The organism is Aliiroseovarius marinus (assembly GCF_004360145.1).
Classification (GTDB): Bacteria; Pseudomonadota; Alphaproteobacteria; order Rhodobacterales; family Rhodobacteraceae; genus Aliiroseovarius; species Aliiroseovarius marinus.
The window spans coordinates 386826-399887 of sequence record NZ_SAIT01000003.1 but is presented as its reverse complement, the minus strand read 5'-3'; the positions used below and the strand labels follow the sequence as shown (position 1 = coordinate 399887).

13 protein-coding genes are annotated in these 13062 nt (G+C 61.0%); 4 read left to right on the top strand and 9 right to left on the bottom strand.

The window, feature by feature from the left end:
- Positions 1–51 precede the first annotated feature (51 nt).
- The 4 genes from EOL43_RS11690 to EOL43_RS11675 all read right to left on the bottom strand — a co-directional run bounded on the left by EOL43_RS11690 (position 52) and on the right by EOL43_RS11675 (position 2814).
- Positions 52–909, bottom strand: a complete 858-nt coding sequence (locus EOL43_RS11690) for an arginyltransferase (protein WP_133488736.1) — start codon at positions 907–909, stop codon at positions 52–54.
- 100 nt (positions 910–1009) lie between these two features.
- Positions 1010–1495 (bottom strand): RDD family protein, encoded by a 486-nt coding sequence (locus EOL43_RS11685; protein ID WP_133488734.1) that lies wholly within the window; start codon positions 1493–1495, stop codon positions 1010–1012.
- A gap of 81 nt (positions 1496–1576) precedes the next feature.
- Complete coding sequence (locus tag EOL43_RS11680) at positions 1577–2098, bottom strand: DUF2852 domain-containing protein (protein WP_133488732.1); 522 nt, start codon at positions 2096–2098, stop codon at positions 1577–1579.
- Positions 2099–2283: 185 nt separating this feature from the next.
- The gene (locus tag EOL43_RS11675) at positions 2284–2814 is read right to left on the bottom strand and encodes a cytochrome b (RefSeq protein WP_205669547.1); all 531 of its coding nucleotides are present in this window, start codon (positions 2812–2814) and stop codon (positions 2284–2286) included.
- Between the two features lie 133 nt (positions 2815–2947).
- Between EOL43_RS11675 and EOL43_RS11670 the strand changes: the two genes are divergently transcribed.
- The gene (locus tag EOL43_RS11670; RefSeq protein ID WP_133488729.1) at positions 2948–3427 is read left to right on the top strand and encodes a MarR family winged helix-turn-helix transcriptional regulator; all 480 of its coding nucleotides are present in this window, start codon (positions 2948–2950) and stop codon (positions 3425–3427) included.
- Between the two features lie 3 nt (positions 3428–3430).
- On the opposite strand, the gene EOL43_RS11665 is transcribed toward EOL43_RS11670, so the two are convergent.
- Positions 3431–3898: a YbaK/EbsC family protein gene (locus tag EOL43_RS11665; RefSeq protein ID WP_133488727.1), complete on the bottom strand. Its 468-nt coding sequence runs from the start codon at positions 3896–3898 to the stop codon at positions 3431–3433.
- A 108-nt stretch (positions 3899–4006) separates the two neighbouring features.
- Between EOL43_RS11665 and EOL43_RS11660 the strand changes: the two genes are divergently transcribed.
- The 3 genes from EOL43_RS11660 (at position 4007) to EOL43_RS11650 (ending at position 8108) form a co-directional block, all read left to right on the top strand.
- On the top strand, positions 4007–6802 hold the full coding sequence (locus tag EOL43_RS11660; protein WP_133488725.1) for a [protein-PII] uridylyltransferase family protein: 2796 nt from the start codon (positions 4007–4009) through the stop codon (positions 6800–6802).
- Positions 6803–6820: 18 nt separating this feature from the next.
- Positions 6821–7093: a hypothetical protein gene (locus tag EOL43_RS11655; RefSeq protein ID WP_133488723.1), complete on the top strand. Its 273-nt coding sequence runs from the start codon at positions 6821–6823 to the stop codon at positions 7091–7093.
- Positions 7094–7250: 157 nt separating this feature from the next.
- Positions 7251–8108, top strand: coding sequence for a hypothetical protein (locus tag EOL43_RS11650; RefSeq protein WP_133488721.1), 858 nt, complete (start codon positions 7251–7253; stop codon positions 8106–8108).
- 79 nt (positions 8109–8187) lie between these two features.
- Here EOL43_RS11650 and EOL43_RS11645 read toward each other — a convergent pair whose 3' ends face one another.
- From EOL43_RS11645 to cobA, 4 genes are all read right to left on the bottom strand, one after another.
- On the bottom strand, positions 8188–9462 hold the full coding sequence (locus tag EOL43_RS11645; protein ID WP_240686539.1) for a uracil-xanthine permease family protein: 1275 nt from the start codon (positions 9460–9462) through the stop codon (positions 8188–8190).
- A 79-nt stretch (positions 9463–9541) separates the two neighbouring features.
- The gene (locus EOL43_RS11640) at positions 9542–10765 is read right to left on the bottom strand and encodes an MFS transporter (protein ID WP_133488877.1); all 1224 of its coding nucleotides are present in this window, start codon (positions 10763–10765) and stop codon (positions 9542–9544) included.
- A 75-nt stretch (positions 10766–10840) separates the two neighbouring features.
- The gene (locus EOL43_RS11635) at positions 10841–12118 is read right to left on the bottom strand and encodes a cobyrinic acid a,c-diamide synthase CobB (RefSeq protein ID WP_133488718.1); all 1278 of its coding nucleotides are present in this window, start codon (positions 12116–12118) and stop codon (positions 10841–10843) included.
- Complete coding sequence (gene cobA / locus EOL43_RS11630; protein ID WP_133488716.1) at positions 12118–12987, bottom strand: uroporphyrinogen-III C-methyltransferase; 870 nt, start codon at positions 12985–12987, stop codon at positions 12118–12120. Before cobA ends, EOL43_RS11635 begins: the two co-directional genes overlap by 1 nt.
- Positions 12988–13062: the final 75 nt, after the last annotated feature.

Below are 13062 nucleotides of genomic sequence, written 5' to 3'. Positions count from 1 at the left end.
TGCCGCGGGAAGCCGTGCAGTTGCAGCAAATCACAGGGCTTTCATACCCAATCAGGCGTCGCGATGCACCTTGCTGGGGGTGTCCGGCAGGGTGATGCTGGCGACCTGTTCCGCGATGGGATCGGTGGACAGGGGGTGCAGCTCGGCCGAGTAATCCTCGTCCGTGATCAGCGGGGTCCAATGGTTGTCGCGGTAGATCTCGATGGACGAGAACGTGGCCTTGTAATCCATCTTCGGGCTGCCCGGCACCCAATAGCCTAGATAGACATAGGGCAGGCCCGCCTCGCGGGCGATCTCGATATGATCGAGGATCATATAGGTGCCAAGGGATTTGCGGTGCCAGTCGGGATCGTAGAAGGAATAGACCATCGACAGTCCGTCTTCCAGAACATCGGTCAGACAGACCGCGCGCAGCGGGCCTGTGGCGTCATCGCCCGGATGCTGATCCGGGCCACGCTCGGCATATTCAATGACGCGGCTTTTGATCGGGGTTTCCTCGATCATCGCGGCAAACTCGAACACATCCATGTCGGCCATGCCGCCCTCGGCGTGGCGCGTATCCAGATAGCGGCGGAACAGCTCGTACTGGTCTTCGCTGGCCCACGGCGCACGGGCGCGGCGTTCAAGGATCGCGTTGCGCTTTGAGGTACGGCGCTGGCTTTTGCTGGGCTTGAAGTCGGCCACGCGGATCCGTGCAGACAAACAGGCCGAGCATTCAGCGCAGGACGGACGGTAGAGGACGTTTTGCGAGCGACGGAACCCTTGCTTGGACAAGGTGTCGTTCAGTGTCTCCGCATGCTCACCCTGAAGGGCCGTGAACAGCTTGCGCTCCATGCGCCCATCCAGATAGGGGCATTCCTGCGGAGCAGTCACATAGAACTGAGGGGCAAGCGGAAGTGTGTGGCGCATGGTCTCTCGTAATCATGTCAAATCGGAACGAGCCTAACGCGACCATGCGGTTGCGGGCAAGCCCCCGTAATCTGTCAGGGTAAACGAGGGCTTTGTTTGCTTAGCGACGCTCGGCGGCGCGGTTGATCGCCGCGGTGCCCAGCACCATGTCGCCAAGACCCTGACCACGTGCTGTGGTGAACATCATTACGATCGAGATCATCTGCAGGACAGCGGTCGACATCGACAGGTAATAGCCCAGCGTGTGCAGGGCTGCTGTCTGGCGATCAAAGCGCTGCCCGTCATGGCGGCGCAGCTCGATCGCAGTCAGGCGCATGCCAAGGGTTGCGGATTTATTGGTCAGGGCGGTGGTGCGATAGACAAAGCCAACCGCCAGATACACCAGACCCCACAGGAAAAAGCCGATACCGAAGGTCAGCAACCCGATGACAAAGCAGATGGCGACGATCAGAGCCACGTCAATGACCCACGCCAGCAGGCGCTTTAGCGTCACGTCCTGATAGAACTCGGCCTGAGTGTCCGGGTCCGGCAATCCCCAAAGGCCTGCGCCGTTGGAGTTGCTGCGAGGATCATAAGAATGGGTCATGTCAGTAGGTGCATCTTTCTTGGGTCATGCAGAACCCGGCCCCTTGGGAAGGGCCGGGGGGAAGGCGAACTCTTGCCTGTTTTACTTCTTTTTGCGCTTGGGTTCATCCAGGATTTCGACATCCTCGGCCACGTCCTCGACGTCTTCGTCGATGTCATGCTCGTCGATATGCGAATTGCGAGCAGCCTCGGCGCGTTCTTCCATGAACTGGTCGAACTCAGACTTGTCCTTCGCGGCGCGCAGACGCTCAAGGAAGGCTTCAAAGGCTTCCTGTTCGCTCATCAGGCGGCGCAGCGTGTCGGCCTTGTAGGCGTCAAACGCGGTGTTGCCCGAGCTTGCGAACCCGTGGCGGTGCGACATGTGACGGTCCTGCCAAGTCTGACTTTCGTGGTGACGGCGGTGGGAACAGGATTTCGAAAACATGCGTTTGCTCCAGATCATATATGCAAGAAGGGCAAGGCCGACCGGCCAGAAAAGGATGAAGCTGACGACCATGGTGGCGATCCAAGCGCCTTTACCACGTGCATCCAGCCACGCCTCGGCGCGAGAGAACCAGCCACGGGGGGTGGTTTCGTAGTGGGTCGTGTGGGCGGCGGTGTTCATTAGGGTCTCCATCGTGCTGACTATGTGTTGAATGTGAATGCCTTTCACATGACTAAGATGTGGGAGTTTCTGGGGTGGGTTCAAGGATAAATGTGAAAGTATTTTACATTATTTTATTAGGGCGCTGAATATAAACGGAAAAAGCCGCCATCTCTGGCGGCTTTTCGTGGGGGTTTTGGGGGTGTTTAGCTGCGCGAACCGAACCACATGCGGCTGATTAGCCCGTCTTTCAGCTTGAATTGGTGATACGCCCAACCCGCGATATGCGCCAAAATGGTCAGGGCCAGAAGCTTCGAGATAACCCCATGCACTGCGCGTGGGGCGAGGTGGTCAAAGCTCTCGGGCAGGGGCGTGTCTGCGCCGAAGAACACGATGTCGGGCAGGCCGGCGCCGATCGAGATGCCGATGCCGCTGGCGACCATTAGGAATATCAGAATGTAGAGCACCCAATGCGCCGCGGTGCCCGCGAGGTTCAGGATCCCGCTTCCGGTATCGGCTTTCGGCGGATGCGTGCTGCGCAGGCGGGTGATAAGCCGCACGATCATCAAAACACCGACGATGATGCCAATCGACATATGGCCGCGCAGGCTGAACATTTTGTCCGGGTGATCATTGGGCAGGGCGGCTAGAACATTCGAGCCCATGACCAGGGCGATGATGATCATCAGGGCAACAAGCCAGTGGATGGCGACAAGGAGGGGGTGATAGCGTTTCATGGCTTTTCTCATTCGCTGGATACTGATGTTACGATACTTGCAATTGCAAATATAGCAAGCGGAAAGTTGCAATTGCAAATGTTGTCACCTATGTTGTGGCCAAATGCCGAGATAAATCTGCCGAGATGTGACCATGAACAAACCAGACTCTGTACACCCAACCCTGTGCGATCAAGCGCATCAGACGCGTACAACCAGCGCTGGGTGGATGTTGCAGCGCTTGGCCTGCATGACCGAAACCCGGATGCAGGCGCGGCTGAAGGCCCACGGGCTGAAGATGGACCACTTCATTGTGCTGATGGCTCTGACCGAAAAGGAAGGTGCCAGCCAGACCGAGATCGGCGAGGGGCTGCGGATCGCGGGTTATACGGTGTCGCGTGCGTTGGATGCGTTGGAGGCGCAGGGATTGGTTGCGCGCAGGCAGGACGAACAGTCCAAGCGGACGCATCGTGTGTATCTGACAGACGAGGGCCGCGCGCTGATGCCCTCGATCTTTGACATTATTGGTGAGCAGAACAAAGAGATGCTGAGCCAGCTCTCGCCCGATGATCAGCGCGAGTTCCTGCGGTTGCTCACACTTTTGACCCAGGCTGCCGGTTCGGGCTGCGGTTGAGGCTCATGTGAAATCGTCCGGCTGCGCCCCACAAATACGGATGAGATCGCCGGGTGCGGCAGGGAAGACATGCCGTGGCGTACCGGCGGCGGCCCAAACTTCGTCAAACTCCAACAGACGTGCGTCATAGAAGGCGCGGACCGGATTGGTCAGCCCGACCGGAGACACGCCGCCAATGGCAAACCCGGTCTCGGCGCGGATCAGTTTGGCGTCCGCCTTGCCCAAAGGTTCGCCCGCCAACGCCGAAGCCTTTTCGAAATCCACCTGATTGCCCCCGGCGGTTAAAAACAGCACCACATGGCCCGAGGTCTCGCCGCGAAAGATGATCGACTTGGCAATCTGGTCGATCTCGCAGCCACATGCTCGGGCAGCATCTGCGGCGGTCCGGGTGCCGTCTGACATTTCGATCACGTCGGTGGCAATGCCAGCGCCTTCCAAGGCGGCTTTGACCCGTTTCAGGCTTTTGGACATGGTGGCTCCTGTCGTTGACGTTTCGCCTGACCCTATCCAGTCAAGTCTAATGGTCGCAAGCTGCTTTCCCTTGTTGACCCGCCCCGCCGCCCGGCGCAATTTGCGCGTATGAGCCAGAATACCTTCGCCGCCCGCATCACCCGCACTTCCATCGCTTACGAGGCCGAGCCTGCCGCCGACATTGACGCGCTGTTCGCGGATCTGACGCCAGAGCTGCGTGAGGTGCTTTCGGGGACGGCAGGCTGTTCGCCCTATCTGAAAGGGCTGATGGAAAAGCAGGCCGACTGGCTGCGTGAGGCGCTGAGCATCGCGCCGGAAGACGCGATCACGGCCGCGATGCAGGACATGAACCGCGACAGCGACAGCGCCTTGCGCAAATCGCTGCGGATTGCCAAGCAACGCATCGCGCTTCTGACCGGGCTGGCTGATCTGGCCGGGGTCTATCAGCTAGAACAGGTCACCGGTGCGCTGACCGATCTGGCGGATTTCGCCACCCACACGGCTATGACCTTCCAGGTGGGCCACGAAATCCGGCGCGGCAAGCTGCCCGGCATGACCGAAGATGACGTCGAGACCGCAGGCGGCATGGTCGCGCTGGCGATGGGGAAGATGGGTGCACACGAGCTGAACTACAGCTCGGACGTGGACCTGATCATGCTGTTTGACGACAGCCGGTTCGAGGGCGCCGATTTCCACGAGGCCCGCGCCAGCCATGTCCGCGCCACCCGCAAGATGAGCACCATGCTGTCCGAGTTGACGGAAGACGGCTATGTCTTCCGTACCGATCTGCGCCTGCGCCCGGACCCGTCTGTCACGCCGGTCTGTGTCTCGATGGAGGCGGCGGAACGCTATTACGAAAGCCTTGGCCGCACATGGGAACGTGCCGCCCACATCAAGGCGCGCCCGTGTGGCGGCGATATCGCAGCGGGCGAGGCGTATCTGACCCGCCTGCGCCCGTTTATTTGGCGCAAGCACTTGGATTTCGCGGCCATTCAAGACGCGCATGACATGCGCCTGCGCATTCGCGAGCACAAAGGTCTGCATGGCGATATCACGCTGCCCGGCCATGATATGAAGCTGGGGCGCGGCGGCATTCGCGAGATCGAGTTCTTCACCCAGACCCGCCAGATCATCGCAGGTGGGCGCGATGAAGGGCTGCGGATGCGGGGCACTGTGCCCGGTTTGGCGGCCTTGGCCGCGAAGGGCTGGATCCCCACGGATGTGGCCGAAATTCTGACCCGCCACTATCGCTTTCACCGCGAGGTCGAGCACCGCGTGCAGATGTTCCGCGACGCGCAGACCCACAACCTGCCCAAAACCGAGGACGAGTTCGACCGCCTGGCCCGCATGATGGGGGAAGGCGATACAGAGGCACTGAAGACCCGCATCCATGATGCGTTGGCCGAGGTGCATGACGTGACCGAAGGCTTTTTTGCACCAGACGGCTCTACCGCCGACACCCGCGAGCTGTCCGAATCCGAGGCCGAGATCGTCGCGCGTTGGGAAACCTATCCCTGCCTGCGTTCGGCCCGCGCGGTCGAGATTTTCAACCGTCTGAAACCCGATCTGCTGGCGCGCTTGGCGGACGCACCCCGACCGCATGACGCTTTGATCCAGTTTGACGGGTTCCTGAAACGGCTCCCTGCTGGGGTGCAGCTCTTTTCGTTGTTCGAAGCGAACCCGACGCTGGTTGATCTGATTGTCGACATTGCCGCGACGGCCCCCGCGTTGGCGGCCTATCTGGGCCACAATGCGCAGGTGTTGGACGCGGTGATTGGTGGCGGTTTCTTCGAACCGTGGCCGGGAGGGGATGCCCTTGAGGCCGAGCTGACCGCGCGGCTGGCGAAGGCGCCCGATTATGAGGCCAAGCTGGACGGTGCGCGGCGCTGGATGAAGGAGTGGCACTTCCGCATTGGCGTGCATTTTCTGCGCGGCCTGATCCATGCGCGCGAGGCTGGGGCGCAATATACCGACTTGGCCGACGCGGTGATCCGCGGGCTCTGGCCCGTGGTGGTCGACAATTTCACCCTGAAGCACGGCACGCCGCCGGGGGCTGGTGCCGCGATCATCGGTATGGGATCTTTGGGGGCGCGGTCGCTGTCCGCGACCTCGGATCTGGATCTGATCATCATCTATGACCCCGAAGGCGAGGATATGTCCGATGGGCGCCGTCCCTTGGCAACCCGGCCCTACTATGCCCGGCTGACACAGGCCTTCCTGACCGCGCTGTCTGCCCCAATGGCAGAAGGGCGGCTCTATGAGGTCGACATGCGCTTGCGCCCTTCAGGGCGGCAGGGGGCGGTTGCGACCTCGATCGAAAGCTTCAAAGCCTATCAGCGGGACGAGGCGTGGACATGGGAGCACCTCGCCTTGACCCGCGCGCGGGTGGTGACAGGGCCTGAGGGGTTGACCAATGACTATGACGCCGCGCGGGCCGAGGTTTTGGCCTTTGAGCGCGACCCAGCAAAGGTGATCCATGACGTGCTCGAGATGCGCAATCGCATCGCCGACGCAAAGCAATCGGGCGGCGCATTGGATGCTAAACTGGGCGAGGGGCATCTTCAGGATGTTGAGCTTGTGGCACAGGCCGCAGCCCTTCTGTCCGCCGACACGCCCCGCGAACCGGACCGCCAGATCGCGCAAGGTGTCGCCATTGGGTGGTTTTCTGACGCGCAAGGGCGCGATATGGCCCAATCTCACGACCTAATGTGGCGCCTGCAGGCTGCGTCCAAACTGTTGTCCGATGGTCCTTTGGACCTTGAAGCTTTGGGGCAGGGCGGTCAGGATCTGCTACTACGCGAGACCGGGGCGGAAAGTGAGGCTGCCCTGATCAAGGATCTAGAGGAGAAGGCGCGGGCCGCGGCCCTTGCCATTGACGAGGTGCTGGCAAACCCACCAGGGTAATGCACGCCGGAGGGAAGTATGACTGATCTTATGACAGCAATCGATCCGCGGGGCCTGATCCGTGACAGCTATGTGATCGAAGGGATCACGCCCGGCGAATGCCGCTCGATCTTTCTGGATTGGGCGTTGTTTGACGATCACGAGATGACGCAAGAAAAACGCATCGAAGCCTTGCTGGATCACTATGGGGAAGCGGCGCCAGAGCATCCTATGACGCATGTGTTGCGCGATGCCTTGGTGAAAGCCGATACGCCCAAACGCCGTGGTGGTCGCTCGGGGCGCGTCGGGTAAGCACTCAAATCCATGCGGCGTTATCAGTTTGGTAATGCTCATCTGAGATGCTGCATGCATTATGTTACGCAGAAATGCTTTACTCGTTTCTTTCTTTTGCTGTCTTTGGGGCACCGAAGCGCAGGCGAAGGACACGCGGATCTGCAATGACGTCTCGGTGCTGCAAAAAGCGAATGCGCAGGTGCAGGCAGAAGGTCAGCTGGCAGATCCTGGGGCCACACGGGGCGTGGTCACGTCGCTTTCACAACGGCTGAAACGGGTTCGTGCCTATAACTTACCGGCAGGGGTGACCAGCAAATCGGATGCGCTGGGTAAGGTGTCGACCGCGTTGGATCAGGTCGTTGCACGTCCCGAAGCAGAGGCATTGTTCCTTGCGAACCTATTGTCACTCCGCACCGATCTCGAGCTGATCACGGTCATATTCGGATGCGATTACATCGTCTCGACCGGGGGTGGACCTGACACCAAACCGCTTGCGATCCGGCATATTCCCGCTGCCGGGCAGGAGGAAGAGGGCGGCGTCGGCTCCGCCAGAAATCCGATTGTGTTGGGCGGCGGTTCGCTGGGCTTTCTCGCTGTCGTGGCAGCAATCTTGGCCCGGCTTGGGTTTCGCGGTCGCGCCAAGCGAGAGGTCTGCAATACACCTGTGTTGGTCAGCATCGAGAAGGGATGCACGAAGACACGGATCGTCGACATCAATCGGAACGGCATGAAGATCGAAGCCGCCCCGATCCATATGCAGGATGATTGTGTGGATCTCTATTTCTGTGGTCATCGTCGCCGTGGAAAGATCAGATGGAAGAACGAGTATTTTGCAGGGATCCTGTTTCAAAAACGCATTCCACAGGCTGCGGTGGCAGATGTCATCGAGAAAAGCCAATCCTCTATGGAAAACAGCGGTTTAGAGAGGAATGCACCGCCCTGCTATCACGATGATTGTCACCGAAGCTGCAGCAAGCATTGCGCCAGTGCGATGTCCGAGCGTATGGAGAAAGAGCAAGACCTGACCGACTAGGCGCAATAGCGTCAGCGCATATCTTGTGTCCAAAGAAAAACGCGCCCGTTTCCGGGCGCGCTGTATTTCAGAAAGCGGTTTACGCTTCGATGTGTTCTGCCTCCTTAGGCAGGATCAGGTTCAGGATCACGCCCGCAACACCGGCAAGACCAATACCAGCCAAAGTGAAACCGCCGCCGAATGGGATCGACAGACCGCCAATGCCGATCACCAGCACAGTCGAGACGATCACCATGTTGCGGCTATTGGTCAGTGCATCCGCACCAATCCGCGCCAGTACGGTCAGGCCTACTACAGTGACCATGCCGAACATCAGGATCATGATGCCACCCATGACGGGCATCGGAATGGTCCCCAGCGCACCCGAGACCTTGCCCACGAAGGCCAACCCAATCGCGAAGATCGCGGCCCACGTCATCACGGCCGGGTTGAAGGCACGGGTCAGAGTGACGGCGCCGGTCACCTCGGAATAGGTGGTGTTAGGCGGGCCGCCGACCAGACCAGCGAACACTGTCGCCAGACCGTCACCCAGCATGGTGTTCTGGATGCCCGGCTCTTTCAGATAGTCTTTCTTGGTGACCGAGCTGATGGCCATGACGTCTCCGAAGTGCTCAATTGCAGGTGCAATGGCGACGGGCAGAATGAACAGGATCGCGGCCATGTTGAACTCGGGCGCCACGAAGCCGGGAACGGCGAACCACGCCGCGTCTTGGAAGCTTTGGAAGCTCACAAGGCTTTCACCGGTGATGGCGCCAAGGACCAGCGCGGCAAGGTAGCCCGCGATGACACCGAAGATAATCGGAACCACCTTCACCATGCCGCGACCGCGGATTGCGATCAGCATGGTGGTGCCCAGCGACACGGCAGCCAAGATCAGTGCGTAGGATTTCGGCATGATCTGCGTGTCACCTGCAAGGCCCGTTGCCATGTTGATGGCCACCGGTGCCAGCGCCAGACCGATTACCATAATCACCGGTCCAACCACGACGGGCGGCAGATAGCGATGCAGCCAGTCCGAGCCCCAAATGCGGATAGCAAAGCTGATCACCACATAGAACAGGCCCGCGGCGGCAAGGCCGCCCAAGGTGGACGGAATGCCCCAAGTCTGTACGCCATAGATGATCGGCGCGATGAAGGCGAAGCTGGACGCCAGAAACACCGGCACTTTGCCCCGTGTGACGATCTGGAAGATCAACGTGCCGACGCCAGCGGTGAACAGCGCCACGCTGGGATCCAGCCCGGTCAACAGGGGCACCAGCACAAGCGCCCCGAAGGCGACGAACAGCATTTGTGCCCCCACAAGTGCCTGTCCGGGCCCGAATTTATAGTCGGTCTGAGTGATGTCGCGACTCATTTCCATGTCCCTTATTCAGAATTTTCCGCTGTTTACCGATTCCCCGCGGAAGCGACAGCCGAAAAAGGGACTGGAGGGATCAGGCGTCCTCGGCTGGACGCATCATCAGCCAGATGAGCGAAGCGCCGGCCAGCGCAAGGAAGGGCACCATGGCGATGTTCACGGCACTCCACCCCTCGACGGCGCTGCCACCCGAGCAGTTCATCAACCCACCCGAGGCCAGCGAGGCCACCGTCACACAGCCAAACACGATCATGTCATTCATGCCTTGAACGCGGCCGCGTTCCTCGGGCGCGTGGGCCCCCGCCAACATCGACGTGGCACCAATGAAGCCAAAGTTCCAACCCACGCCCAGCAGGATCAGGGCGATGAAGAAGTTCTCAAGCTCGACCCCTTGCAGGGCGACGAGGCCCGCAAGACCCAGAATGGCCAGACCAGCGGCGATGACCAAACGTGTGCCGAAGCGCGCAATCAGGTGGCCCGTGAAGAAGCTGGGCACGAACATCGCAAGTACGTGGGCCGTCACGACATTGCCCGCCATATCGGTTTCAAATCCGCAGCCTACAACCGCCAGCGGGGTCGAGGTCATGACAAGGTTCATCAACGCGTAAGAGACCATGCCGCAGATGATCGCGACGGCAATCACTGGATCGCGCAGAAGCTCCATCCGGGTACGACCCTTGGGGGCGTCTTCGTGCGGTTTCTCGGGTTTGGGAATGTCCAGCCCCAGAAACAGAAGCGATCCCAGCAGGTTAATCGCGATGATGGTCAGGTATGCGCCAAGGAAAGGCACCACCATTGCGTCATTGGTCAGGTTGAACAGCTGCGGTCCGATAATGGCCGAGGCCAGACCGCCCGCCATTACATAGGAGATAGCTTTAGGCCGGAACGCGGCCGAGGACGTGTCGGTCGCTGCAAAGCGATAGAAGCCCTGTGCGGACTGGTAGAGCCCCATAAAGAACGAGCCGATCAGGAAAATCGTGAAGTCAGACTGCATCAGGCCATAGGCGCTGATCGCGGCCCCGACCGTGCCGCCCAGTGTGCCCAGCCAGAACCCAACCCGCCGGCCGAAGGTCTGCATGACCCACGCGACAGGGTTGGCGAAGATCATGGATCCGCCCACCATCAAGGAAATCGGCAAGGTCGCCCAACAGGGGTTCGATGCCAGCGACTGACCGGCCAGACCCGCCATGGTGAAGATCATCGGCATCTGCGCGCCCAAAATGGCCTGCGCCAGCACAAGGATGGTCACATTCCGCTTGGCGCGGGCGTCGTCGGCAGGTGTCAGGGTCGCATCGGTCATGCGCATATGCGTATCCATGCATGCGGGCTTTGACCAGAGCGAAATTGTACCCTTTTGTGTGGGCGGATGTCGCAGTTAGGCCCGGTCTATTAGATGCGCGAAGCTGCCCGAGACGTGGCCCTCGATCAGTCCCATTGGGGCCAGAGCACGCTCCTCGGCATCTGTGGCGTCGAACAGCGGCGCACCTTCAGCCAGAAGCGTGGTGGCATAGTGGAACTCGTGCGCGTTCCATTGCCCGGCGAATGGACCTTCTGCGGCGTGCAATGCCCGATATCCAAGATGCAGCTTGCGCTGTGCAAAGCTGGTCTCCAGCCCCAGAAGCCCCAGCATCTCGTGGCGTTCACCGGACTTATCCGTGATCGCGCGGCCAAGGGTCATATAGCCGCCGCACTCGCCATAGATCGGGCAAGTGGCGGTTTGCATCCCCTGTTTGAAGGTCTCTGCCGCAGCCAGTTTTCCTGCGTGAAGCTCAGGGTATCCGCCGGGCAGAAAGATGAAATCGGCGTCCGGGGCGGGGGCCTGATCCGCCAGCGGCGAGAAGGGCAGAACCTCGGCCCCGGCGGCGCGCCAGTCGGACAGAATATGCGGATAGGCAAAGGCAAAGGCCTTGTCCGAGGCGACCGCGATCCGTTGGCCGGGAGGCGTCAGACGGGTGGCTGCGCCCGGCGCGTCTGCCGCGTATCCAGCCAGAGCAACTAGCGCATCAAGGTCAATCGCGGCCTCGACCACATCTGCGACACGGTCCAGATAGGCCTGCAGATCGGGATGCTCCTCGGCCTGAACCAACCCCAAATGGCGCGAGGGGTGCTCCAGACCTGACTGACGGTACACGGCCCCCAGCACCGGGATCAGGCTGTCTTGCAAGCTGGCGCGCAGCATGGCTTCGTGCCGTGGGCTGCCCACATGGTTCAGGATGACGCCCGCGACGCGCACGTCGGGATCGTGTTGGGCAAAGCCGTTCACCAGCGGCGCGACCGAATGGGCCAGACGGGCGCAATCGACCACCAGAACAACAGGAAGCCCGAATGTGCGGGCCAGATCTGCGGTTGCGCCGCGCCCTTCCGGTGGCGCGCCGTCAAACAAGCCCATCGCGCCTTCGATTAGCAAAAGCTCGGCGCCAGAACGTGCCAGATCGTGCAGCCGCGCCGGACCCATCGCCCATGCGTCCAGATTGGGGCACTCGCGCCCACAGGCGGCGGCGTGAAAGCGAGGGTCGATATAGTCTGGGCCGGATTTCGCGCCGCTGACATCGACGCCACGCCGCGACAGAGCGCGCAGAAGGCCCAAGGTCAGGGTCGTTTTGCCGCTGCCGGACGAGGGCGCGGACAGAATCAATCCGGTCGGTGCGGACATCAGCGATCCTCGGCCGGGCGGCCACGCCCCAGCGGATCGGTATTGCGCGGTTCCAGACCGGCCGCCAGCGCCTGCCAGTCCAAGGCCTGCCGCATCAGAACCGCAAGGCCCACGCAGATGATGGCGGGTGCGCCGATACCTTCGCGTGCAGCGTCCTCGACACAGGTGCCAAGGGTGGTTTCCAACACGCGCTGGTCAGGCGTCGTCGCGTTCGAGGTAATGGCGACAGGTTCATCTTCCCCGCGACCGGCAGAAATCAGCTCGGACCGGATGCGGTCCAGATGCTTCATGCCCATGTAAATCACGATGACTTGCGAGCCACGCGCGATGGCGGGCCAATCCAAGGAACCGGTGGCATTGCCCGACTGGTCATGACCGGTGACGAAGGTCACGGATTGGTTCACATCGCGGTGCGTGACCGGGATGCCTGCATAAGCCAGCCCGCCGATCCCAGCCGAGATGCCAGGGATGATGCGGATCGGTACGCCATGCTGCACAAGCGTCTGGCCTTCCTCGCCGCCACGCCCAAACACAAATGGGTCGCCACCCTTCAGGCGCAGCACGCGTTTTCCGTCCCGCGCCAGATCCACCAGTTTCAACGAGATGTCGCGCTGCTTGGCCGACGGCTTGCCGCCGCGCTTGCCAGCATAGATCACCTCGGCCTCGGGACGTGCCCAGTTGAGGATTTCAGGCGAGACAAGCGCGTCATGCACGATCACATCCGCCTGCATCAGTGCATTCACGGCGTGAATCGTCAAAAGGCCGGGATCCCCGGGGCCTGCACCGCACAGCCAGACCCAGCCGGGTTCCAGCGTGGGCCAGTTATGGCCGGGCAAAACAGGGGCGGTATAGGTGTGCGAGTCAGTCATGCGCCCCTTATGCACCCGTTGGGCGCGCTCGAAAAGCGTAACTGCGACCTCACAGAACGGATTGGCGGCGCGGAT

Excerpts from the sequence above, each read along its gene's own strand:
- EOL43_RS11635 (WP_133488718.1), bottom strand. The coding sequence starts at position 12,118 with ATGTCCGCACCGACCGGATTGATTCTGTCCGCGCCCTCGTCCGGCAGC.
- EOL43_RS11640 (WP_133488877.1), bottom strand. The coding sequence starts at position 10,765 with ATGACCGATGCGACCCTGACACCTGCCGACGACGCCCGCGCCAAGCGG.
- EOL43_RS11675 (WP_205669547.1), bottom strand. The coding sequence starts at position 2,814 with ATGAAACGCTATCACCCCCTCCTTGTCGCCATCCACTGGCTTGTTGCC.
- EOL43_RS11665 (WP_133488727.1), bottom strand. The coding sequence starts at position 3,898 with ATGTCCAAAAGCCTGAAACGGGTCAAAGCCGCCTTGGAAGGCGCTGGC.
- EOL43_RS11685 (WP_133488734.1), bottom strand. The coding sequence starts at position 1,495 with ATGACCCATTCTTATGATCCTCGCAGCAACTCCAACGGCGCAGGCCTT.
- EOL43_RS11670 (WP_133488729.1), top strand. The coding sequence starts at position 2,948 with ATGAACAAACCAGACTCTGTACACCCAACCCTGTGCGATCAAGCGCAT.
- cobA (WP_133488716.1), bottom strand. The coding sequence starts at position 12,987 with ATGACTGACTCGCACACCTATACCGCCCCTGTTTTGCCCGGCCATAAC.
- EOL43_RS11655 (WP_133488723.1), top strand. The coding sequence starts at position 6,821 with ATGACTGATCTTATGACAGCAATCGATCCGCGGGGCCTGATCCGTGAC.
- EOL43_RS11645 (WP_240686539.1), bottom strand. The coding sequence starts at position 9,462 with ATGAGTCGCGACATCACTCAGACCGACTATAAATTCGGGCCCGGACAG.
- EOL43_RS11680 (WP_133488732.1), bottom strand. The coding sequence starts at position 2,098 with ATGAACACCGCCGCCCACACGACCCACTACGAAACCACCCCCCGTGGC.
- EOL43_RS11660 (WP_133488725.1), top strand. The coding sequence starts at position 4,007 with ATGAGCCAGAATACCTTCGCCGCCCGCATCACCCGCACTTCCATCGCT.
- EOL43_RS11690 (WP_133488736.1), bottom strand. The coding sequence starts at position 909 with ATGCGCCACACACTTCCGCTTGCCCCTCAGTTCTATGTGACTGCTCCG.